Raw genomic sequence first — 19,475 nt, 5'->3', positions numbered from 1 at the left:
ATTTCATGGATATCTTGACCATCATCGGCATCGTGGTTGCGCTCGGCTCCATTCTGCTGGGGCAGATGCTCGAAGGCGGGCACATCAGCTCCATCATCCAGGGCACGGCGTTTCTGATCGTGATCGGCGGCACCACCGGCGCGACCATGCTGCAGTTTCCGCTCAAGGTGTTCATCCGCTCGCTCAAGATGTTGCCGTGGATCGTGCTGCCGCCCAAGGGCGATCCGCAGGACAGCATCAAGCAGATCCTGGAGTGGAGCGATACCGCACGCAAGAACGGGCTGCTCGCGCTCGAGGCCGTGGTCGAGTCCGTGCCCGATCCCTTCGTGAAAAAGGGCCTGCAGATGCTGGTGGACGGCACCGATCCGGAAAAAATCCGCTCCACCCTCGAACAGGAAATCGGCGCGGTCGAGCATCACGACAGCCAGGCCGCGAAGGTGTATGAATCGTCCGGCGGCTACGCCCCGACCGTGGGCATTCTGGGCGCGGTGCTCGGTCTGATTCACGTGATGGAAAACCTGGCCGATCCGAGCAAGCTCGGCGGCGGCATCGCCGTGGCCTTCGTCGCCACGGTGTACGGCGTGGGCTCGGCCAATCTGTTTTTCCTGCCGGTGGCCAACAAGCTCAAGGCCCTTGTGCACAATCGCTCCAAGCTGCAGGAAATGCAGGTGGACGGACTGGTGGCCATCGCCGAGGGCGAAAACCCGCGCATCATCGAAGGCCGTCTGCAGAGCTATTTCGCGCATTGACGTTTTCGCATTGACGCTTCGAAGGGGGCCCCATGGATGACGCAACGATCAACCCGGTCGGCGCCTATGACCCGGTATCCCGCCTGCCCGAAGGCGGCGGGCGTGGCAGGCAGGAGCCTTCCGGAGGCAAGCCGCCCGCGAAGCGCCCGGCGCCGTCCGCGCCTGCCGCCCCTGCGGCAGACTCCGGCCCTGTCGATCTGCCCGACCCCGATACGCCCCGCGGCCGCCACATCGACGACCGCGCCTGACCGCCTTCTCCCCTTCTCCTCTCCGTCTGCCGCCGCCCGCATCATGACCCTGATCCTGCTGATCGCCGCCGCCCTGATCGTGGCGCTGCAAATCGCGCTGACCTTCACCCTCAAGCGCCTGCTCGACCTGCTCGCGGCCACGCGCGATCAGGTCGATGCCCTGCAGCGCCGCGTGCACAGCCTGGAACAGGAGCGCGACGCCAGGGTGCCTCCGCCCTCGGCGCTGTTCACCCTGGCTCCGCGTGCCGAACCCGCGCCCCCGCCCGAGCCGACGCCAATGGTGGAGCCGCCGTTTGCCGCTGCGCCCGAGCCCAGCGCGCCACAGATCGACCCGACCGGCTTTCCGGTGCTGCACGAGCCCGCGCCCATGCCCTCGGCAGAGTCCATCGGCGCGACGGTACGCGAACTCGCGCGCCAGGGGTTGCCGGTGCGCGACATCGCCGAGCGCTGCGGCCTCAGCGAGGCCGAGACGGAGCTGATGATCCGCCTGCGCCAGGAGCCGATCTGATTCTGTGATGCGGCGATGAACAGCCCGGTCACCCTGAACGGCGTGGCAGCCGCCACGCCCGCCGCGGCAGCAACAACCGGCACGCCGCAGACCGGCGCCTTCACCGCCACGCCGGGAGCGGCCTTCGACGCCGAAGTCGTGCAGGTGCTGGCGGCAAATCCGGCGTCCAGCGCCGCTGCAGAGTCGCGTTTGCAGACCCAGGTGATGCTGCGTCTGGGCAATGCCCTGGTTGCCGCGACCTTGCCCGGCCCGCCGCCTCAGGTCGGCGCGCGATTGCCGCTGGTCTACCTCGGCGCGCAGAACGGCCAGCCGCAATTTCTGCTCACCCCGCCCGGGTCGCAGCAGACGGCGGTGCAGGCGCTGCTGTCCGGGCCGGGGCAGTTGCTCGGCCTGCTGCAGCAGATGGACGCGGCTTCAGGCTCCACGAACACCAGCGTCGGCGGGCAAGGCACGCGGGCGGCGGCGGTGACGGCCCCGCCCGTCTGGACCAACCCGGCGCAACCCGCACAGCAGGCCGCGCAACTGCTGGCCAGTGCGCTCGGCAGCAGCGGCCTGTTTTACGAGAGCCAGCTCGGCGCCTGGGCGCAGGGGCAGCAACCGCTGTCGGCACTGCTCGCGCAGCCGCAGGGCAAGCTGTCGCCACTGCTGCAACAGCCTGCCTCGGCGCAGGCGCAGGCTGCGCCCACGGCCGGTCAGGCCCATGCTGTGCCTGCCGGTCAGACTGGGCAGCCGCCCCGGCCCGCCACGCTGCCTCAGGCCCCCGCATCCTCCGTGGGGCCATCTGCCGACGCCGCGCCAGCGCCGCGCCACGCGGGCCTGGCGGCCTACGGCGCGGTACAGGCAGCGCCACAGGCGGCCAGCGATCCGGTGCAACTGGCGGCGCGTCTGCCAGCGGAGTTGCACGGCATCGTGCAGCAGCAACTGCAGTCGCTGATGCAAGGCCAGGTGCTGTGGGAAGGGCTGCTATGGCCGGGCCAGACCGCACGCTGGAGTCTGCGGCCCGACCCGGACGGCAGCTCGGCGCAAGGCGGGGCTGCAGCGCAGCGCAACTGGAGCACCCAGATCGATCTGGATCTGCCGCAGCTCGGTGCGGTGCAGGCGCAGCTGCAGTTGCGCGGCAACCAGGTCGATGTGACCCTGCTGCGCAGCGAGACGGCGCAGCAGCGCATCGACCCGGCCCTGCCGCAGTTGCAGGCCGCGCTGCGCGCCGCCGGTCTGGAAGTCGGCGGGGTGCAACTGGGCGTGCTGCCGGGGAGTGAGCCGTCGTGAGTGCGCCGCAATCCAACCGCAATCCCGCCCTGCCGCTGGCCGTGGCGCTGCGCTACGACGCCGACGCCAGTGGGGCGCCGAAGGTCGTTGCCAAGGGGCAGGGCCTGGTGGCCGAGGCCATCGTGGCGCGTGCCAAGGAGGCCGGGGTGTATGTGCATGAGTCGCCGCAACTGGTGCAACTGCTCATGGCGGTCGATCTGGACACGCAGATTCCCCCGGCGCTCTATACCGCCGTGGCCGAACTGCTGGCCTGGCTGTGGCGGCTGGAAGCGGGTGCGGAGTCGCAGGCGCCGCCTTTACATTTGCCGTGAGGCGCTTGCAATACGATTTCGTTCAACCCACCACTTCGCCCCGCTGCTCTCATGCCCACCATTGCCGAACAGGCGCGCGCCACCCTCAAACGCCTGGTCGAACTCAAGCTGCAACCCACGCCCGAGAACTATCGTCAGGTGTTCGACAGTCTGCATCAGGGCGACGGGGCGCAGACCCCGGAACCCCTGCCGGGCGCCAGGGATTGGGGCGCGGCGCTGCGCCGCTTGCTGGAGCAATGGGAGCGCTCGCAGGCCGGGCTGTCGCAATTGCAGAAACGCCAGCAGATCGAGCGCCTGACGGCCTTGCCCACGGCGCAGGCGCTGTGGGCCGAACTCGGGCAGACGCTCGACCGCTGGAGCGCGCTGCAGGCGAGAAGCGGGAGTGCTGCGGCATCCACGCCGATCGAAACCCGCGAGGCGGAAGCGAGCCGGGATGGCAGTGCGTGGCGCGAACTCTGGCTGCACACCCTCAGGCATGGCGTGCAGCCGTTCTGCGCGCACGACACGGCGCAGCGCCTGCTGCGCGATCTCCTCGCGTCGGCAGACGGCGGTGCACAGCCCTCCGAGCTGAGTCCGCTTGCGCGGGAGGTCTGGCTGGCCATCGACCGCGAGCAGACCACCGAAGACGCCGTGCGCAACGGCCTGACCGAACTGGCGGAGCTGCTGCTGGGTCATCTCGGCGATCTGGTGCCGCAGCCCTGGGTGGGGGTGCAGGCGGCTGCGATTCGCGAGCAGTTGCATGCGCCGCTGGCGCCGGAGCGCATCGAGCAGGCGCAGAACGCCGTGCGCGATCTGCTGGTCCGCCACAGCGTGCTGCGCAAGAGCGAGGACGACGCCCACAGCACCGCCAAGGCGCTGATCGACTTGCTGGTGCGCAAGCTGGGCGACTACGCTGCCGAGGGCGGTGAATACAACCAGCGGCTCGAAGGGCGGCTGACCCAACTGCAGGCCAGCCGCGAATGGGACGAGATCCGCCGCCTGGTGCAGGAGGTGCTCGACGACAGCCGCAGCATGCAAAAGCGCAGCGGCGAACTTGGCGTGCATCTGGCCGAGGCGCAGCGGCAGGCGCAGGCTGCGCAAGAGCGCATCCGCTCGCTCGAAGGCGAGCTCGAGCAGGTCAGCCAGCAGTTGCAGGAAGACCCGCTGACCGGCGCGCTCAACCGCCGTGGGCTGGACGCCGAGTTTGCCCGCATGCAGTCGCGCGCCCTGCGCAACGGCCAGCCGCTCAGCCTGGCCCTGCTCGACCTCGATCATTTCAAGGTGGTGAACGACACCTATGGCCACGACACCGGCGACGCCGTGCTCAAGGCACTGGTGAGCCTGGCCACGCGCCTGGTGCGTCCCTCCGACCGGGTGGCGCGCATGGGCGGCGAGGAGTTCATGCTCATCCTGCCCGACACCCCGGTGCAGCAGTCGCAGGTCGTGGTGCAGCGCCTGCTCATGGCGTTCAGCGAGCAGACTCTGGTGCAGGACAGTGCCGGGCGTCGCATCGCCCTGAGCTTCAGCGCCGGGGTGGGCGAGTTGTGCCCGGGTGAGGATTTCGCCTCGGTGTATCAACGGGTGGACGCCGCGCTGCTGCAGGCCAAGCAGGCCGGACGCAAGCGGGTGGAATTCGCCACCCCCTGCGAGGGCGCCAAGGGCGGCGGCAGCCTGCCAAAAACCGCGCTGCGGTACTTCGATTTGCGGGGATGAGGACGGTTCGCACCGAGAAGACATCCCCACCCCAACCCGCCCCACCCGTGGGGCGGGAATCTGTTTTCTCCTCCCCCACGATGTGGGGGAGCTTGGAAGAGGGAACGAGCATTCCCCGCTACCGCCATCGGCTACTGCGCCATTGAACTCCGCTCCGCGAGGTTGCGTTGCGCCTCGTCCTGCACCCATTGCCGGGCGCGCTGGCCCAGGCCGGTGTGCGGGTCGGTCGGGTCGGTGGACCAGTGGAACAGCCGCAGCCAGGCCAGCACTTCGGCGGGCGGCATGGGTTTGGCCAGCGCGTAGCCCTGGCCGGCATCGGCCCCCAGCACCGCGGCCACCTCGACCAGCGCCGGGGTTTCCAGACCTTCCACCACCACCTGCAGGCCCAGGGCCTGGGTCATGCGCACCAGCGCGCCGATGAAGCCGATCATGCCGCCGGCCTCGGCCTCGGTTTCGCCGGGAATCTGTCGCACCAGCCCCTGGTCGATCTTGACGGTGTGGAAAGGCAGGGTGCGCAGGCGCAGCAGGCTGCTGTAGCCGCTGCCCAGATCGTCCATGACCAGCCGTGCGCCGGTGGCGGCCAGGCTGTGCACCGCGCGGTCACGTTCGGTGCCGTTCTGGAAGTCGGCGTCCTCCAGAACTTCGAGTCGCAGCCGGTCGGGGGCGATGTGGCGCGCGCGCAGCGCATCATGCACCCAGCGCGCGCATTCGGGCATGAGCAGCACCTCGGGCGGCAGGTTGACCGAGAGATCGAGGGACAGCCCGGCCGCGTCCCACTGCGCGAGCTGATCGAGCGCCTGCTCCAGCCCGAGGGTGAACAGGCGGGTGAGCTCGGAGGTGCCGAAGGATGGCAGGAACTGACCCGGCCCGATCAGCCTTCCATCTTCGAGCCGCAAGCGGGCCAGTGCCTCCATGGCCACGGGCTTGCCGCTGCGCAGATCGACCACGGGCTGGTAGTGCATTTCCAGGCCGCCGCTGAACAGGCGGTGGCGCCAGGCACGGCGGTCGCTGGCCGGCAGCAGGGTGTCTTCGCGGCGAGTCATCAGACCGTACAGGCCGCGCTCGAACAGTTGCTCCAGCCCGCGCAGGAAGCTGCGCATGGACTGGGTGTCGAACATGCCGGGGTAACGGCCATACAGGCCCATGACCGCCAGCATGCGCCCGCGGCTGTCCTTCACCGGGACGGCTGCGGAACTGCGGATGCCCACGCTGTGCGCCGCGGCGCGCCACGGAGCCATGCGCGGATCGGTGACATAGCTGACATTGGTTTCGATCTGCTCGCTGCGCCAGCAGCGCGGATGCGGTGTCTGGCCGAAGGGGCTCTGCGGGTCGAGTTGCAGCGGGGCGATCGCGGCTTGCTCGATGGCCTGCATGTACGCGTCGAAACTGCCTGCGGTGAATGCGGGCACGAATTGGCCTTGCGCGTCGGGCTTGTAGATGACCGTGGCCGCCACGCCTGGCAGTGCCGCCACGGACTGCAGCACGGTGCGCGCCAGATCGGCCCACTGGGTCAGGTCGGGCTGCATCTGCTCCAGGCCGAACAGCATCTGCAGGTATTGCTCGCGCAGCGCCTGCGCGCCCTCGCTCTGCCATTGCAGTTCACGCTGCAGCCGCGCGGTGACGACATGGGCAAGGGCCGCACGGTCGGGGCTGCGCACCGGCGCTTCGGCCAGCAGATCGTGCAGGCTTTGCAGATACCAGCCCATGCTGCTGACCAGCGCGCCGGTGCTCACGCCCACCAGGGTGTGGATGGCGCCCGTGTGTTGCGCCTCGTCCTGATGCGTCTCCTTGGTCAGATCGGGCCGCAGGATGTGCAACAGGCGGGCATGCTGTCGCTGGCGCAGTTGCACGTGTTCCTCGGCAGACAGGGTGGACAGCAGCGCCGCGGACTCCGGGTCCTGGCCCAGCGCGGTATAGAAGCGCTCGACAAAGGCCGTTGCGTTGCGCTCCAGCAAAGGGCCGATGAGACCGAGCAGACGAGACGTGGTCTCGCCGTACGGATCGACGTGAACGGGAAGCTCGGCCGCCTTGGTGGCTGCCTGCTCCAGCGCGTCGCCCCATTGCTGCCACCAAAGGGTGCGGTCCGCCTTGTGCGCCTTGCTGGCGTAGAGCGCGGCGTCGGCGTGGCGCAGCAGCACTTCGGGCTGCACGTCATCGGCGGGATACAGGGTGAGCCCCAGGCTCATGCCCACCTTGGCCAGCACGCCGTTGCCCAGGTCGAACGGCGTTTCGACCGCGCCATGAATGCGATCGAGCACGATGGGCAGATCGGCTGCCTGCGCCACCCCTTCGAGCACCAGCACGAACTCGTCGCCCCCCAGCCGGGCCACCAGATCGGTTTCGCGCACCGCGGCCTTCAGCCGTTCGCCCAGTTGCCGCAGCAGTTGATCGCCAGCGGCGTGGCCGTGGGTGTCGTTGACCGGCTTGAAGTCGTCCAGATCCATCACCCCGACGGCCAGCAGGGTCTTGTGGCGTCGGGCGCGGGCCATGGCCAGGGGCAGGTGATGCTCCAGCGCCAGGCGGTTGGGCAGGCCGGTGAGCGCATCGTGGCGGGCCAGGTGGCGCTGCTGCGCCTGCTCGGTTTCCAGCTCGGCCTTGAGATCGATCTCGCCCAGCGCGCGCTCGATCAGGCCGGCCACGCGGCGCAGCAGGGCGTGCAGGCCGTCATCCAGGTCGTTGCCGTTGAGCAGCACCAGCACCAGCACCGCCCAGCGCGCACCCGCACGGCGCAGGGGCAGGGCCAGCGCCAGCGGCTGCCATTCGGGCAGCGAAAAGTCGGCCCAGGGCTGCAGCAGCGGGGTGTCCGTGCGATGGTCCTGTGCTTCCATGCCGCTGCGCCAGGCGCGGGCGAGGGCATGTGTGGCCTCGTCGCTGACTCGCAGCGGCGCCTGGGCTGCCAGCACCTCGGCGCCGTTGCCGCCTGCAGCCAGCGGCTGGGCGACCGCGTGGGCATCCGGCCGGGCCACCCAGACAGCGGCGAACAAGCCGGTTTCGAGCAGGCGGGTGCAGGCGTTGTCCAGCACTTCCTGGTCATTGCGCGCACTCATCAGGACATCGATCTGCGCGAGCACCGAGCGCACCAGTTCCTGCTGGCGCGCGGTGCTTTCGCGCGCCTTCAGTTCGGCGGCGGCGAGGTCGAGGCGATCCAGGCCGCGTCCCAGGCTGCGGGCGAGTTCTTCGAGCAGCTCGCGCTGCTCGCGGTGGATGTGCCCCTTGCCCTCGCGGTAGATGCAGAAAATGGCGTCGAGCCGCCCGGAGCGCCAGACCGGCAGCGCGGCCATGCTGCGCAGGCCGTGGTGCTGCATGCGGTTCAGCCACGGCACGATCAGACCATCCGAGCCGTCGCCTTGCACGAACACCGGCTGCGCCTGCCGCCATGCGGTGCCGAAAGGTCCCTTGCCAGCGGGTTCCTCGGCCAGGACTGACAGTTGCAGGCCGCTCAGGTAGGCCGTGCGGCCCTCGGCGGCGAGCACCTGCGCCTGTCCACTGGCATCGGGGCGGCCCACCCAGGCCAGCGCCATGCCACCCGCCTGCACGCAGATCCGGCAGATGGCCTGCAGCAGCGACGCTTCGTCCTGCGCCTCGGCCACGGCCTGATTGGCCTGCGCCAGCGCGGCATTGATCTGCGCCAGACGCTGCTGGCGCTCGGCCGCGCGCAGAATCAGCCGACCGCCGATGACCTGCAGCACCAGCAGCAACCCCCAGGCCAGCAGCATCGGCCAGTTCTGCCGCCACCACAGCCCGGTGAGTGCCGAGACCGGCAGGCTGGTGAAGGCCACCACGCCGTGGCTGCCCAGCCGCTGCCAGGCGCCAATGAGTTCCGCGCCGCCCGCGGACTGCACCGGGCCCTGGAAAAACCCGCGTGTGCGGTCTGGGTGTGCGGCGATCTCGCGCGCCAGCACGCCGCGCGCCGGTGCCTTGGCCAGCGCGCTGCGGGTGTGCGGCAGCGGCGCGGGCAGGCGCGCCAGCAGATAGCCGTCGCTGCGCAACAAGCCGATCGCAGGGACCCAGCGGCCCTTGCCGTCGAACGCCGACAGGCTGTGCTGCAGCTGGGTCAGCGCAGCCTGCAGCCCGACGTTGAACACCAGCACCACCTTCGAGCCGGTGTGCGGCACGTGCAGCGCGCAGCGCGCCGGGGTGATGGTCTGTGCGGGGTCGAGCGGGTCGGGCTGCGGCCGGCCAATCTGCACCTTGCCGGGGTTGTTCAGCGCCTGCGCGAAGCCGTCTGACGAGGCGAAATCCGGCCGGGCCGGAATCGGGCGATCGACCTGCGCCTCGGTGGCCAGCAGCGTGCCGTCGGGCGCAACCAGCGAGATGCCGTCGATGGAGGGCACCAGCCTGTCCATGTCGCGCAGCCAGGAATCCGGGGTCAGCAGCAGGCCGACGTCCTGGTCGACCTGGTGCTGCGCCATGCGGCAGGTGGCCTGCATCTGGTCGTAGCGCTGTTTCATCGCGTCCGACCAGAACGCCGCCTCGCTTTGCAGGATTTGCTCGACGCCACCTCGGTTGCGGTCCCAGCTGGTGTAGAGCGCCAGCGCCACGCCCGCGGCCAGCACCAGATTGGCCAGCAGGACGAAGACGAGGATGCGGCGGCGGTCAGCCTGGAAACGGGCGTTGTGGGGCATACGAGGAAAGAGTCAGACAACGCCCGGAATTACAACAGCTTGCGCAGGGAGTCGAAGGTGTTTTGTCCCAAAAGTTGATTCAGTGTGGAAAAGTGGACGCATCAGGGCACATCGGCGCGCGGACAGGATCAGATGTAGGCCAGCCGTACCGCACCCCAGTGACGTTCGCCCACGCGCACCGGGCGCGACAGCTCCTGCATGATCTCGCCGGTGTCGCGGGCATAGACCTGCAGCAGGTACGGGTTGGTGTTGCGTGCTGCGGCCAGACCCACCGGGTCGTTGAACAGGCGCATCGAGCGGTTGCCCACCAGATCGGTGGCGTAGTCGCCGGTCAGCGGGCGGTCGAACACGCTGTTGTGCGCGGCGGCATAGCCGTTGCGGTCGACAAGCAGCACAAAGCGGTAGTGCTCGCTGCGCGCCAGCCAGGCGTCTTCGATCGGCTGGATGCGGGTCTTGATGAACTCGGTGAAGCGGGTGCGGAATTTCTGCGGATTGGTGCCGGCCACCGGCTCGTACTGCTCGTCGAACAGCGCCTGTTCGGTGAGCGCGCCGCTGGCCAGCGCCTGCGCGAGCGCGGCCTCGATTTCCTTGCAGACCCCATCGAGATCGCGCATCACCTGGCTGGTCTTGGAGGCGGTGACGAATTGCGTGGCCGCCTCGAACAGACTCTGACTGGCGTTGAGCGACTGCTGCACCTCGTCGGCGATGCGCTCGGACGTGGCGATGGTCTGGCGCGCGTTGTCCTGCACCGTGCTGGAGAGCGCGGCGAACTGGCCATTGATGGCACGCACCCTCTCCACCTCCTGCCCCAGTTGCGCGGACACCTTGTTCATGCCGCTGTGCATGGCGTCGATGCTGCGGGCGATGTCCTGGAAATTGCCCGACATCGCCGTGGCCAGTGCCTTGCCGCTTTCCATCCGCGCGGCGAACTCGGTGGTGGACTGCGTGACCACCTGCAGGCTGCGGCTGACTTCCGCGGCAAAGCTGGCGATGCTCTCCACCGATTTCTGCGTGTTCATCGCCAGCTTGCGGATTTCGTCGGCCACCACGGCAAAGCCGCGCCCGGCCTCGCCCACACGGGCAGCCTCGATATTGGCGTTGAGCGCCAGCAGGCTGGTCTTTTGCGCAATGTCCTTGATCACCTGCGTGACCGCGGTGACCTGCGCAAAGCTCTTGCCCAGGGTCTGGATCTCACTCTGGTTGTTGCTGGTGGTCTGCGCGAGCTGCTCGAACACCTCGCGCGCCTCGAAGGCCTCGCGGGCGCCGCGGCTGCTCAGCAGGTTGATGCTCTGCGACTCGGCGCGTAGTGCCTCGGTCTGTCCCTGCACGCCGACAATGCCACGGATGAACCGCTCCAGGCTGTCGCCCATTGCGGCGATGCGCTCGGTCTGCGCCTTGGCATGGGTCTGCGCGTCCTGCGTGGCGGTGCGCGCCTCGAAGCTGATGCGGGCAATGCCGTAGGCCACGCCGGTGGCGTTGTGCGTGGTGGTATCCACCAGATGCGTGACCAGGGCCAGAAAGCGGTCGAGATCCTCGCCGCAGCCCGGAGGCACCGGCTGGCGCAGATCCACGGGCCGCTCGGCAAGCAGGTGCCGCAGGAATTCGGCCGGAGAGCGGTTGCTGATGTCTTCTGGAAGCGTGGGCGTGGTATCCATCGGTCGATCCGCTTGAATGAAATGACGTGGCGCTCAGTTGTGCGCGGCAATGGCCTTGCGGATGGTCTGCGCCAGTTCGTCGGCGACGAACTTGGCCACATAGGCATCGGCGCCCACGCTGCGGGCGTGGTCTTCATTGGCCGAGCCCGACAGCGAGGAGTGGATGACCACGGGAATGTTCCTGAAGCGCTCGTCCTGCTTGATGTGGCGGGTGAGGGTGAAGCCGTCCATCTCGGGCATTTCCAGATCGGTCAGAACGAGCTGCACCTTGTCTTCCACCCGCTTGCCCTCGGCGCGTGCCTCGTTGGCAATGGTCTGCAGGCGTTCCCACGCTTCCTTGCCGGTCTTGGTGCTGATGAAGGGCGCCTGCAGGGCCTGCAGGGCCTTCTCGATTTGCGTGCGGGCGACGAAGGAGTCGTCTGCCGTGAGGATGACCGCGCCAGGCCTGAGCCCCAGCGCCGGGCCCATGTGGTGGGTGTCCTTCACCTCATGCACCCGCGAGGGCAGCACGTCGCGCAGCACTTTTTCCACGTCGAGCACCAGGGCCAGGCGGGTGGTGTCCTCGCCCTCCAGCCGGGCGATGCTGGTGACCATGCCACCCACGGCGTTGGCCTCGGCGGACAGCACCTTGCTCCATTCCAGCCGCACGATTTCTTCCACTTCCTCGACCGCAAAGCCCTGCACCGAGCGCTCGTACTCGGTGACCACCAGGATGTTCAGCCCGGTCTTGGGCGTGCAGCCCACCACACCGGGCAGGTCGATGACGGGAATGATCTGCCCGCGGATGTTCGCGACTCCGAGCACGTGCCTGGGCGCGCCGGGCATGACCGTGACCTGCGGCATCACCAGCGCCTCGCGCACCTTGAACACATTGATGCCGAACAGCTCGCGCCGCCCCGACTGCGGCTCGGCGCCGAGGCGAAACAGCAGCAGCTCGAATTTGTTGGTGCCGGCGAGGTTGGAGCGTTCGTCGACTTCTTGCAAGACATTGGTGTTCATGATGTGGTCCTGTGTGCGAAATGGGTTCAGGGAATCTGGCGCATCAGCGCCTCGAGCCGCCCGGTGATGGTGTCGCTCAGGCCTTCCAGGCGAGCGGCGAGTTCGGTGGTGCGGGCGGTGTTGTCGGTGCGGATGGCCTCGACCAGCGCCTGCCCGGTGCGGTGCACGTCCTGGTGCACGGAATCCACGCCGGCAAACCCGGCGTCGCTGCCGAAGTAGGCCGCGCCCGCGCCGAAGTACCACTTGCCGAAGAAGCAGCCGTGGAAGTTGGACACGTCCATGTCCACCTTTTCCTGTTTCTGTGCGGCGGTCAGCAGCTGGCCGATCCACTGGTAATGCATGGCCAGAGACACCCGCAGGGTGACTGCGGTGTCGGGCCATTTGGAGACTGCGGTCACGCCGGTCTTGAGCTGATCGCGGGCGGTGCGGATCAGGCCCATCATGGCCTCGAAGCGCTGCACCAGCACCTGCATCAATTCGGCGGCCTGCTCGGCGTCGAGGCGCTGGCGGTCGGCGTCGCTGACCAGTTGCCGCATCAGCCCGGTCTGCTCCACCGTGACCGTGCGCACCTGCGCCAGCATGGACTTGACCTGCGCAAGCGTCTCGCCGGTATTGGTGACCAGCGCGCCCACGCGCTGCACCCGCTGGACCGAGCGGGCCATGTCGGTGCCCACGTCGGACGACTGGTCGCGCAGGTTGTGGGTCAGTTCTTCGATCTCGTGGGTGATGCGCGCGGTCTTGCGCGCCAGGTTGCGCACCTCGTCGGCCACCACGGCGAAACCGCGGCCGTGCTCGCCGGCGCGGGCGGCTTCGATGGCGGCGTTGAGCGCCAGCAGATTGGTCTGCGAGGCGATCTCGCTGATGCCCGCAGTGAGTGCCTCGACCGAGCGTACCGCGTCGACAAAGCCGGTGAGCTTGGTCTCGGTATTGGCGATGAAGCGCGACACGTCGGCCACTTCATCCAGCGTGGTGGCAATCGCCTGGTCGCTGCGTTCGACCGATTCGGTGGTGGCATCCACCCGCTCGCGCAACGCGTCGAGCTGGGTCTGGGCGGTGTGGGTATGGGTGGCGGCGCTCTGCAGCCGCGCGGCCATGTCGCCCACGCGCTGCGACAGACCGTGGATGTCGTGGTCGAAACCCGCGGTGCGGCTTTCGGCAAACGCCAGTGACTGGGTGGTGGTGCGCAGCGCGTCCACGCCGTGCAGCAGCATGGTGCGCACCGCGCCGAGCTTGTCGGCCCAGTCGGCGGCGTCGATCAGGTCGATGTCGCGCAGCGCGCCGTCGCCCTTGCCGGTGAGGAGGTCGAGCACGGCCTGCAGCACGCGCTCGCGGTCCTCGCGCACGCGCTCCAGCAGGCCACCGGGGGGGATGTTTCTGGTCTGGCCCTCACCCCAACCCTCTCCCTGAGGGAGATGGGGCGGCACGCTGGTGTTGGTGCGCTGTCCCTCACCCCGGCCCTCTCCCAAAGGGCGAGGGGGCATTTCACTTCCCCCGTTGCTTGAGAGAGGGAGTTTTTCTCCTCCCCCATGCAGTGGCAGAGGTTGGGTGGGGGCCGACTCCTGCGCATCCACAAGAGCGGTCATGTCGGGGCTGGCGGTTTCCACGAGTGCCTCCTGGTGTCCATTGGTGCGGTGTCAGCCCGCGTTGCCCTTGGCCTCAATGGCATCGCTGAGCGCCTGCAGGCGGTCGATGATCAGATCTTCCTGCTCGCTGAGCGAGGCGGAGAGGCGGGCCACCTGGTCGCGCTGTCCGCCATGCACGGCTTCGAGCAGTTGCCGGGCGGTGGCGTGAATCTGCGCATGCGGGGCTTCGAGGGCGCGGAAGGCCGACAGGCCGCCAAACGTGGCCTGGCCCTGGCTGTCGTACCACTTGCCCAGGCGACAGTTGTGGTGGTCGCTGATCTCGGAGGGCAGCTTGGCCTGCTTGTCCTTGGACGCCTCGGCAAGGATGTGGTTGACGAAGTCCTTGTGGTCTTCCTGCGCCGACCGCAGCATCATCTGCGTGGCGCTGGACTGCATATTGCTCACCTGATTGTTCATGCGCACCACGACCGACTGCACCAGTTCGAGCTCCTTGCCCGAGCTGGCGCTGGTGACCGCGATGTCGTGCGCCTGCTGGCCGATGGAGGTGGTGTTGGCTTCGACCTCGGCGGTGGCGGCCTGCACCCGGCGGGCGAGGTTGCGCACTTCGTCGGCCACCACGGCAAAGCCGCGGCCATGCTCGCCGGCGCGGGCGGCTTCGATGGCGGCGTTGAGCGCCAGCAGGTTGGTCTGGTAGGAAATCTCGCGGATGTTGCGCACGATGGTGCTGATGGCGCCCACCTGCTCCTGCAGTTGCGCCACCGCCTTGCCATTGCCCTGGATGGCCCGCCCCACATTGCCGATGGCGGTATCGACCGAATTCATCGATTGGCCAATGTCGCCGGCTGCGCCGTTGAGGGTGCTGACCACTTCCTTGAGGCGGTCGCTGACGGCGCTGACGTCCTTGAGATGCGAGATGTCGCGCCAGCTGGCGTGAAAGGCAATGACCTGCCCGGCAGGGTCGCGCACCGCGACAAAGATGAGCGCAAAAGTCACCTTGCCCACGGGCATTTCCTGAACGTGCTTGTCCAGGCTGCCGTCGGCCAGACGGCGCAGGATGGCGCGGATGCGCTCGGGGTCCTTGTGGAATTGGTGAATGGAGCGGTGCAGGGCGTTGCGCACGTCGGCGCCGCGCAGGGACGTGTTGAGGGTGCTGTGGAACCGCTCCATGGTTTCGCGCGCGGTGCGGTTCATGTAGAACACGGCGTTTTCCATGGCGGCGTCGGCTTCGGCCAGCATTTCCAGGCTGTCGAGCGGCTCCAGGGCTTGTTGCAGGTAGTGCAGGGCGGTGGCATCCATGATGATGGGATGGGTTGAGTTGGGTTGAAGGGGGCTTACTCGACGGCCGAGCCGACCTTGAGCGCGTCAAACCAGTCGATGAAGCGCTTGACGTTCTCGCCTGTGTAGATTGCGCCGTGCTGCGGGGCGAGAAAGTCGATGTCCATCCGGGAAACGCGCTCGCACCAGTTGCGCTTGGCCGCCATCGACGGCATCCAGCGCTTGTGAAAGTACTCGGCAGACTTGATGTGCTCGTCGAACGCGGCCGGGCTCTCGATGTTGCGGCGATCGACGAACGGCGCATGCCCGGCAGGCAGGAGCGCGGCGCCGACGTCGCCGCAGAACAGCACCTTGGCAAACGCGTCGTACACATGGAAATTGGCCGAGGAATGCAGGTAGTGCGCGGGCACGAACTGCAGCCGGGCGGAGCCCAGGGTCATTTCGCCGCCTTCATCCGGAATGTCGCGCAGGTCGGCGTCGAGCGCGCCGTAATGGCGGATGAAGCCGCTCCACAGCTTGGGCACATACCAGGCGATGGTCGGGCTGCAGGCGTTCCACAGCGGCAGGCTGGAAGCGATGTCCGGGTCCTGGTGGCTGACGAACGCCGCCTTGAGCGAGCCGGGCGGCGCCACCTCGACCAGGGCGCTGAACACCTGCGGAAAGATCTCGAACCCGCCCGGATCGAGGATCAGGGTCTGGTCGTCCACGCTCAGGGCGTAGACATTCGAGTCGATCACGCGGCGCTCGCCCTGGTCGTAGATGATGTTCCAGTGGTGGTTGCCCTGGCTGAAGAATTGCAGCGACTTCATTCGATGATCCTTTCAATCTGTTCGCGATAGGTGCGCAGCAGGTCCTGCACTCCGGTGACGGAGCGGTCCATTTCCAGTGACACCTGGCTCAGGGGCGCATTGACCGCCCCCTTGAGCGCTGCCTCGATGCGGCCATTGACCACCACATAATCGAGCTCGGCGATCACGGCCTGGAAGCGGTCGAGTGCGGCATTCAGCGCCAGTCCAGCGCGGCGGCTGCCCGCAGCGTGGCGGATCTGCATGTCGGACTGGTGCCGCAGGCGCTCGGCAAGCGCCGGGCAATGCGCTGTCGAGGCGTTCTGGATATTGCGCAGGCTGCCCATCTGCTGCACGTCGCGCAGGGTTTCCATGAAATGCAGCATCAGCGGGTTGATGAGCTGCTGCACCTGGTCGGCAGCGGCCTGCATGGCCTGCGCGCCCTCGCGGAAGGCCTGCGCCACCACGCCGTAACCGGCGAGTTCCTTGCCGTGGCGTTTGACCAGCACCTGGGCGTTGAGCGCCTTGCGGTCGATTTCGCGCAGGCGCTTTTTCAGCGCGCCCTGGAAGGCGTAGGTGGCGTCGGCCACGGCGATGAAGTCGCGGCGCAGGGTTTCGATGGAATGGTCGTCCATGCCGGTTTCGCGCGGCCGTTCCGAAAGAACCGGCATCCCATCTGGAGGAGACGACTGCGGTGTGTCTGGTGGGAGTTTCATGTCAGCTCTTGCGTTGCACCCGGGCCAGCGCGGCGCCGTCGAGAATGAGCACCACTTCACCGTTGCCGGATATGGTGGCGCCCTGGTAGAGGGTGTCGTTGGTGGAGATGTCGAGTGGCTTGACCACCGAGTCTTCGGTGCCCATCGCCTCGGACACCACCAGCAGGCCCTGTTCGATCAGAATGCCCTCGCTGGGCTCCTTGTTCAGGTCGATCGGGCGGTCCTGCAACAACAGACCGAGGTCGATGTAGGGCACCACGCGGTTGCCATCCACCTGCACCATCAGCCGCCCGGAAATGGAATGCACCTGCGCCGGGTCGATGGCCAGCAGGTTTTCGATGGCCGCCACCGGCAGGGCGTAGGTTTCGCGCCGCAGGCGGAAATACAGCACCGGCAGCACGGCCATGGTCAGCGGCAGTTCCAGGGTGAGCGTGCTGCCCTTGCCCAATGTGGTGTCGATGTCGATGCGCCCGCGCAGTGCGGTGACGGTGGAGCGCACCACGTCCATGCCCACGCCGCGGCCGGAGAGTTCGCTGACCTGCTCCTTGGTGGAAAAGCCGGGCAGAAAGATGAGTTCGAGCATCTCGCGCTCGGACAGCCGTGCGGCCTCCTGCGCAGCGATGACGCCCTTGGAAATGGCGTGCTGCATGATTTTCTGCGCGTTCATGCCACGGCCGTCGTCGCCCACCTGGATCTGCACCTTGTCCCCCAGATGGCGCGCGGCCACATGCAACACGGCCTCTTCGGGCTTGCCGGCCTTGCGCCGTACATCGGGCTCTTCGATGCCGTGATCCAGCGCGTTGCGCACCAGGTGAATCAACGGGCCGGACAGGGCATCGACCACGGTCTTGTCGATTTCCACATCCTCGCCTTCGATGTCCAGCCGCACTTTCTTGCCCAGGCTGCGCGAGGCGTCGCGCACCACGCGCGGCAGGCTCTGGAACAGGCGCTTGCAGGGCTGCATGCGCAGCCGCATGACGGTGTTCTGCAGATCGTTGACGGCCAGATCGGTCTCGCGCGCCAGCCGGGCCAGGGTTTCGTCTTCCTGTGCCATGCGGCCCACGGCGGCGCTCAGGCGGTTGCGCAGCAGCACCAGTTCGCCCACCTGATTCATGGCCTGATCGAGACGGTTGGAATCGACGCGGATGGAGGTTTCTTCCGTTGGAGCGCCGTTGCCGCTGCGCGGGGCGGGTGCCGCAGGTTCCGCCTTCGGCGCAGCAACTGGTGTGGCACGGCTGACCATGCCGGGCGCCTGCCCGGCGCCGTGAAGCTGGTCGAGCACGCGCTCGAATTCGTCTTGCGTGATCGTGTCCTCAATGCGCGTGGTTGCTTGCTGACCCTTGGGGGGATTGCCGTCGCCTTGCTGCGCATCTGCGGCAGCAGAGGCCGGCGCCGCGAGGCCCGGCGCCTGCCCGATGCCGTAGAGGCTGTCGAGCACGCGTTCGAATTCGTCCTGGGTGATGGTGTCGGAATCTGTGGTGGGGGCGGCTTCCCCAGCAGCGGCGCGGCGTTCGACGTAAAGCCCGGTGCTGCCGCCTTCGCGTGGCTCCTGCGTGACCCACAGGCCTGCGGCGCTGGGCGCAGGGGGCGGGGCGCCTGGGGCGGGCGCAGGTGCGGGGACCGGCTCCGGCGCGTCGTGCGGCGCGTCGCCCCGGGCATAGGCCTGGATGTCGCGCCCCAGATCGGCCGGGCCGGGGGGTGGGTTCTCGCCGCGCGCCATGTCGTCGAGCATGGAGCCGATGACGTCTGTTGCGCGCAGGATGGCGTCGATCATCGGTGCGGTGGCGCGCAGCTTGCTGGCACGCATCTTGTCGAACAGGTCTTCGAGGTGGTGGCACCAGTCCACCATGTGCTGCGCTTCCAGAAACCCGGCGCCACCCTTGAGGGTGTGAAAGGCGCGGAAGATGGCGCTGAGCACATCGGGATCGTCGGGGTTGGATTCCAGGCGCAGCAACTGGTCCTGGGCCTGGCTCAGCAACTCGCGCGACTCGGCGAGGAATTCCTGCAGGATGTCGTTATCCATGATGGTGGGGCGCTCGGTTTACAGGCGGTCAGATGCCGAGGTCGCGCAGCAGGGCGTCCACGTCATCCTGGGCAAAGCTCGGTCCGGCATAGGCCGGGACACCGTTGAGCGGTGCGCTGCTGGCGGGCGCTGTGGCAGCGACGGCAGGTGCACGCGCGTCGAGCTGCGGGCCGAGCTGATCGACCGCGGCGCGGATGCGCTGCTCCACGGCCTGCAGCAGATGAATGGTCTTTTTCAGCCGCTGCCCGGCCAGATCCTGGCCTTGCTGGCTGGCGAGAATGGTGTGGAACTGCTGCTCGATGCGGTCGAGATTCGCATCGATGAAACCGCCATGCGTGGCGCGAATGGTGGCCACTTCCGCAAACCCGTTTTCCACCGCTTCGAGCGTGGCCATGGCCTGGGTTTCGGTCAGGCGCAGGGCTTCTTCGAGTGGATGGCTGGCTTCGGGCAGGTCGCTGGAGGCCGCCATGATGCGGCGCACGCCTTCATGCAACAGGGCGTCGGCCTCGGTGAGGCTGTGCAACGCATGATGGACCATGCCCACGTTGGCTGGCTCTGCCACGCTGGGGCTGACGCCGTCGATCTCGGGGCCCGTGCGCGTGCGACTCATTGCGCGACTCCTGCTGCGGCGCCCAGCCGCGCCATGATGGCGTCGAGCTTTTCCTTCAGGGTCTGTGCGGTGAAGGGCTTGACGATGTAGCCGTTCACCCCGGCTTGCGCCGCGGCGACAATGTTTTCCTTCTTGGCTTCGGCCGTGACCATCAGCACCGGCAGGCTGCGGATGGCCGGGTTGTCGCTGGCGCGGATGCGCTTGAGCAGGTCGATGCCCTGCATCACCGGCATGTTCCAGTCGGTGACGACGAACTCGATGCCTCCGGCCTGCAGTCTGCGCCAGGCTTCTTCGCCGTTTTCCGCTTCATCGATCGTGCCGGTGACGTAGCCGGTCTGCATCAGCAGGCCGCGCACAATGCGGCGCATGGTGGGAAAGTCGTCAACAACCAGGAATTTCAAGGTGGGCCTCGCGATGGTTCGTCTTG

At 67.8% G+C, this 19,475-nt stretch carries 16 protein-coding genes and 1 pseudogene; 6 read left to right on the top strand and 11 right to left on the bottom strand.

The annotated features are described in order from the left end of the window. Window positions 1-5 precede the first annotated feature (5 nt). Genes AC1ZQA_RS09615 through AC1ZQA_RS09590 form a run of 6 tightly spaced genes read left to right on the top strand, consistent with a single transcriptional unit; the run spans window position 6 to window position 4,777 of the window. Complete coding sequence (locus AC1ZQA_RS09615; RefSeq protein ID WP_482676751.1) at window positions 6-749, top strand: flagellar motor protein; 744 nt, start codon at window positions 6-8, stop codon at window positions 747-749. Window positions 750-781: 32 nt separating this feature from the next. Further along, complete coding sequence (locus AC1ZQA_RS09610) at window positions 782-997, top strand: hypothetical protein (RefSeq protein ID WP_482676750.1); 216 nt, start codon at window positions 782-784, stop codon at window positions 995-997. Between the two features lie 43 nt (window positions 998-1,040). Further along, entirely contained in the window at window positions 1,041-1,505 is a 465-nt protein-coding gene (locus tag AC1ZQA_RS09605) for a DUF2802 domain-containing protein (RefSeq protein WP_482676749.1), read from the top strand. Between the two features lie 15 nt (window positions 1,506-1,520). Further along, window positions 1,521-2,774: a flagellar hook-length control protein FliK gene (fliK, locus tag AC1ZQA_RS09600; protein ID WP_482676748.1), complete on the top strand. Its 1,254-nt coding sequence runs from the start codon at window positions 1,521-1,523 to the stop codon at window positions 2,772-2,774. Continuing rightward, window positions 2,771-3,085: an EscU/YscU/HrcU family type III secretion system export apparatus switch protein gene (locus tag AC1ZQA_RS09595; RefSeq protein WP_482676747.1), complete on the top strand. Its 315-nt coding sequence runs from the start codon at window positions 2,771-2,773 to the stop codon at window positions 3,083-3,085. The genes fliK and AC1ZQA_RS09595 overlap by 4 nt, the downstream gene beginning before the upstream one ends. A 51-nt stretch (window positions 3,086-3,136) precedes the next feature. Continuing rightward, window positions 3,137-4,777, top strand: coding sequence for a GGDEF domain-containing protein (locus tag AC1ZQA_RS09590; protein ID WP_482676746.1), 1,641 nt, complete (start codon window positions 3,137-3,139; stop codon window positions 4,775-4,777). Window positions 4,778-4,908: 131 nt separating this feature from the next. On the opposite strand, the gene AC1ZQA_RS09585 is transcribed toward AC1ZQA_RS09590, so the two are convergent. The 11 genes and pseudogenes from AC1ZQA_RS09585 to AC1ZQA_RS09535 all read right to left on the bottom strand — a co-directional run bounded on the left by AC1ZQA_RS09585 (window position 4,909) and on the right by AC1ZQA_RS09535 (window position 19,464). Then, window positions 4,909-9,402, bottom strand: coding sequence for an EAL domain-containing protein (locus AC1ZQA_RS09585; protein ID WP_482676745.1), 4,494 nt, complete (start codon window positions 9,400-9,402; stop codon window positions 4,909-4,911). A 128-nt stretch (window positions 9,403-9,530) separates the two neighbouring features. Then, window positions 9,531-11,057, bottom strand: coding sequence for a methyl-accepting chemotaxis protein (locus tag AC1ZQA_RS09580; RefSeq protein ID WP_482676744.1), 1,527 nt, complete (start codon window positions 11,055-11,057; stop codon window positions 9,531-9,533). Window positions 11,058-11,090: 33 nt separating this feature from the next. Continuing rightward, complete coding sequence (locus AC1ZQA_RS09575) at window positions 11,091-12,056, bottom strand: chemotaxis protein (RefSeq protein WP_482676743.1); 966 nt, start codon at window positions 12,054-12,056, stop codon at window positions 11,091-11,093. A gap of 26 nt (window positions 12,057-12,082) precedes the next feature. Then, window positions 12,083-13,537 carry a methyl-accepting chemotaxis protein gene (locus tag AC1ZQA_RS09570; RefSeq protein ID WP_482676742.1) on the bottom strand — a complete coding sequence of 485 codons (1,455 nt, stop codon included), beginning with the start codon at window positions 13,535-13,537 and terminating at the stop codon, window positions 12,083-12,085. Between the two features lie 153 nt (window positions 13,538-13,690). Next, entirely contained in the window at window positions 13,691-14,050 is a 360-nt protein-coding gene (locus tag AC1ZQA_RS09565) for a CZB domain-containing protein (RefSeq protein ID WP_482679310.1), read from the bottom strand. A 66-nt stretch (window positions 14,051-14,116) separates the two neighbouring features. Next, window positions 14,117-14,461: pseudogene (locus AC1ZQA_RS09560) on the bottom strand (methyl-accepting chemotaxis protein); the annotation flags it as partial. A 509-nt stretch (window positions 14,462-14,970) separates the two neighbouring features. Further along, window positions 14,971-15,723: an oxygen-binding di-iron domain-containing protein gene (locus AC1ZQA_RS09555; RefSeq protein WP_482676741.1), complete on the bottom strand. Its 753-nt coding sequence runs from the start codon at window positions 15,721-15,723 to the stop codon at window positions 14,971-14,973. Next, complete coding sequence (locus AC1ZQA_RS09550; RefSeq protein WP_482676740.1) at window positions 15,720-16,415, bottom strand: chemotaxis protein; 696 nt, start codon at window positions 16,413-16,415, stop codon at window positions 15,720-15,722. Before AC1ZQA_RS09550 ends, AC1ZQA_RS09555 begins: the two co-directional genes overlap by 4 nt. Before the next feature lies 1 nt (window position 16,416). After that, on the bottom strand, window positions 16,417-18,438 hold the full coding sequence (locus AC1ZQA_RS09545) for a chemotaxis protein CheA (RefSeq protein ID WP_482676739.1): 2,022 nt from the start codon (window positions 18,436-18,438) through the stop codon (window positions 16,417-16,419). 28 nt (window positions 18,439-18,466) lie between these two features. Then, window positions 18,467-19,048 carry a protein phosphatase CheZ gene (locus tag AC1ZQA_RS09540; RefSeq protein ID WP_482676738.1) on the bottom strand — a complete coding sequence of 194 codons (582 nt, stop codon included), beginning with the start codon at window positions 19,046-19,048 and terminating at the stop codon, window positions 18,467-18,469. Further along, window positions 19,045-19,464 (bottom strand): response regulator, encoded by a 420-nt coding sequence (locus AC1ZQA_RS09535; protein WP_482679309.1) that lies wholly within the window; start codon window positions 19,462-19,464, stop codon window positions 19,045-19,047. The genes AC1ZQA_RS09540 and AC1ZQA_RS09535 overlap by 4 nt, the downstream gene beginning before the upstream one ends. Between the last annotated feature and the right edge of the window lie 11 nt (window positions 19,465-19,475).

This window comes from Thiomonas sp. DCM-2 (assembly GCF_056820905.1).
This window is presented reverse-complemented; position numbering and strand designations above follow the sequence as displayed.

What these genes read in the sequence shown, in the direction of transcription:
- AC1ZQA_RS09540 (WP_482676738.1), bottom strand. Translation starts at nt 19,048, where the DNA reads ATGAGTCGCACGCGCACGGGCCCCGAGATCGACGGCGTCAGCCCCAGC.
- AC1ZQA_RS09610 (WP_482676750.1), top strand. Translation starts at nt 782, where the DNA reads ATGGATGACGCAACGATCAACCCGGTCGGCGCCTATGACCCGGTATCC.
- AC1ZQA_RS09565 (WP_482679310.1), bottom strand. Translation starts at nt 14,050, where the DNA reads ATGCTGCGGTCGGCGCAGGAAGACCACAAGGACTTCGTCAACCACATC.
- AC1ZQA_RS09545 (WP_482676739.1), bottom strand. Translation starts at nt 18,438, where the DNA reads ATGGATAACGACATCCTGCAGGAATTCCTCGCCGAGTCGCGCGAGTTG.
- fliK (WP_482676748.1), top strand. Translation starts at nt 1,521, where the DNA reads ATGAACAGCCCGGTCACCCTGAACGGCGTGGCAGCCGCCACGCCCGCC.
- AC1ZQA_RS09605 (WP_482676749.1), top strand. Translation starts at nt 1,041, where the DNA reads ATGACCCTGATCCTGCTGATCGCCGCCGCCCTGATCGTGGCGCTGCAA.
- AC1ZQA_RS09555 (WP_482676741.1), bottom strand. Translation starts at nt 15,723, where the DNA reads ATGAAGTCGCTGCAATTCTTCAGCCAGGGCAACCACCACTGGAACATC.
- AC1ZQA_RS09585 (WP_482676745.1), bottom strand. Translation starts at nt 9,402, where the DNA reads ATGCCCCACAACGCCCGTTTCCAGGCTGACCGCCGCCGCATCCTCGTC.
- AC1ZQA_RS09550 (WP_482676740.1), bottom strand. Translation starts at nt 16,415, where the DNA reads ATGAAACTCCCACCAGACACACCGCAGTCGTCTCCTCCAGATGGGATG.
- AC1ZQA_RS09580 (WP_482676744.1), bottom strand. Translation starts at nt 11,057, where the DNA reads ATGGATACCACGCCCACGCTTCCAGAAGACATCAGCAACCGCTCTCCG.
- AC1ZQA_RS09590 (WP_482676746.1), top strand. Translation starts at nt 3,137, where the DNA reads ATGCCCACCATTGCCGAACAGGCGCGCGCCACCCTCAAACGCCTGGTC.
- AC1ZQA_RS09570 (WP_482676742.1), bottom strand. Translation starts at nt 13,537, where the DNA reads ATGCCCCCTCGCCCTTTGGGAGAGGGCCGGGGTGAGGGACAGCGCACC.
- AC1ZQA_RS09575 (WP_482676743.1), bottom strand. Translation starts at nt 12,056, where the DNA reads ATGAACACCAATGTCTTGCAAGAAGTCGACGAACGCTCCAACCTCGCC.
- AC1ZQA_RS09615 (WP_482676751.1), top strand. Translation starts at nt 6, where the DNA reads ATGGATATCTTGACCATCATCGGCATCGTGGTTGCGCTCGGCTCCATT.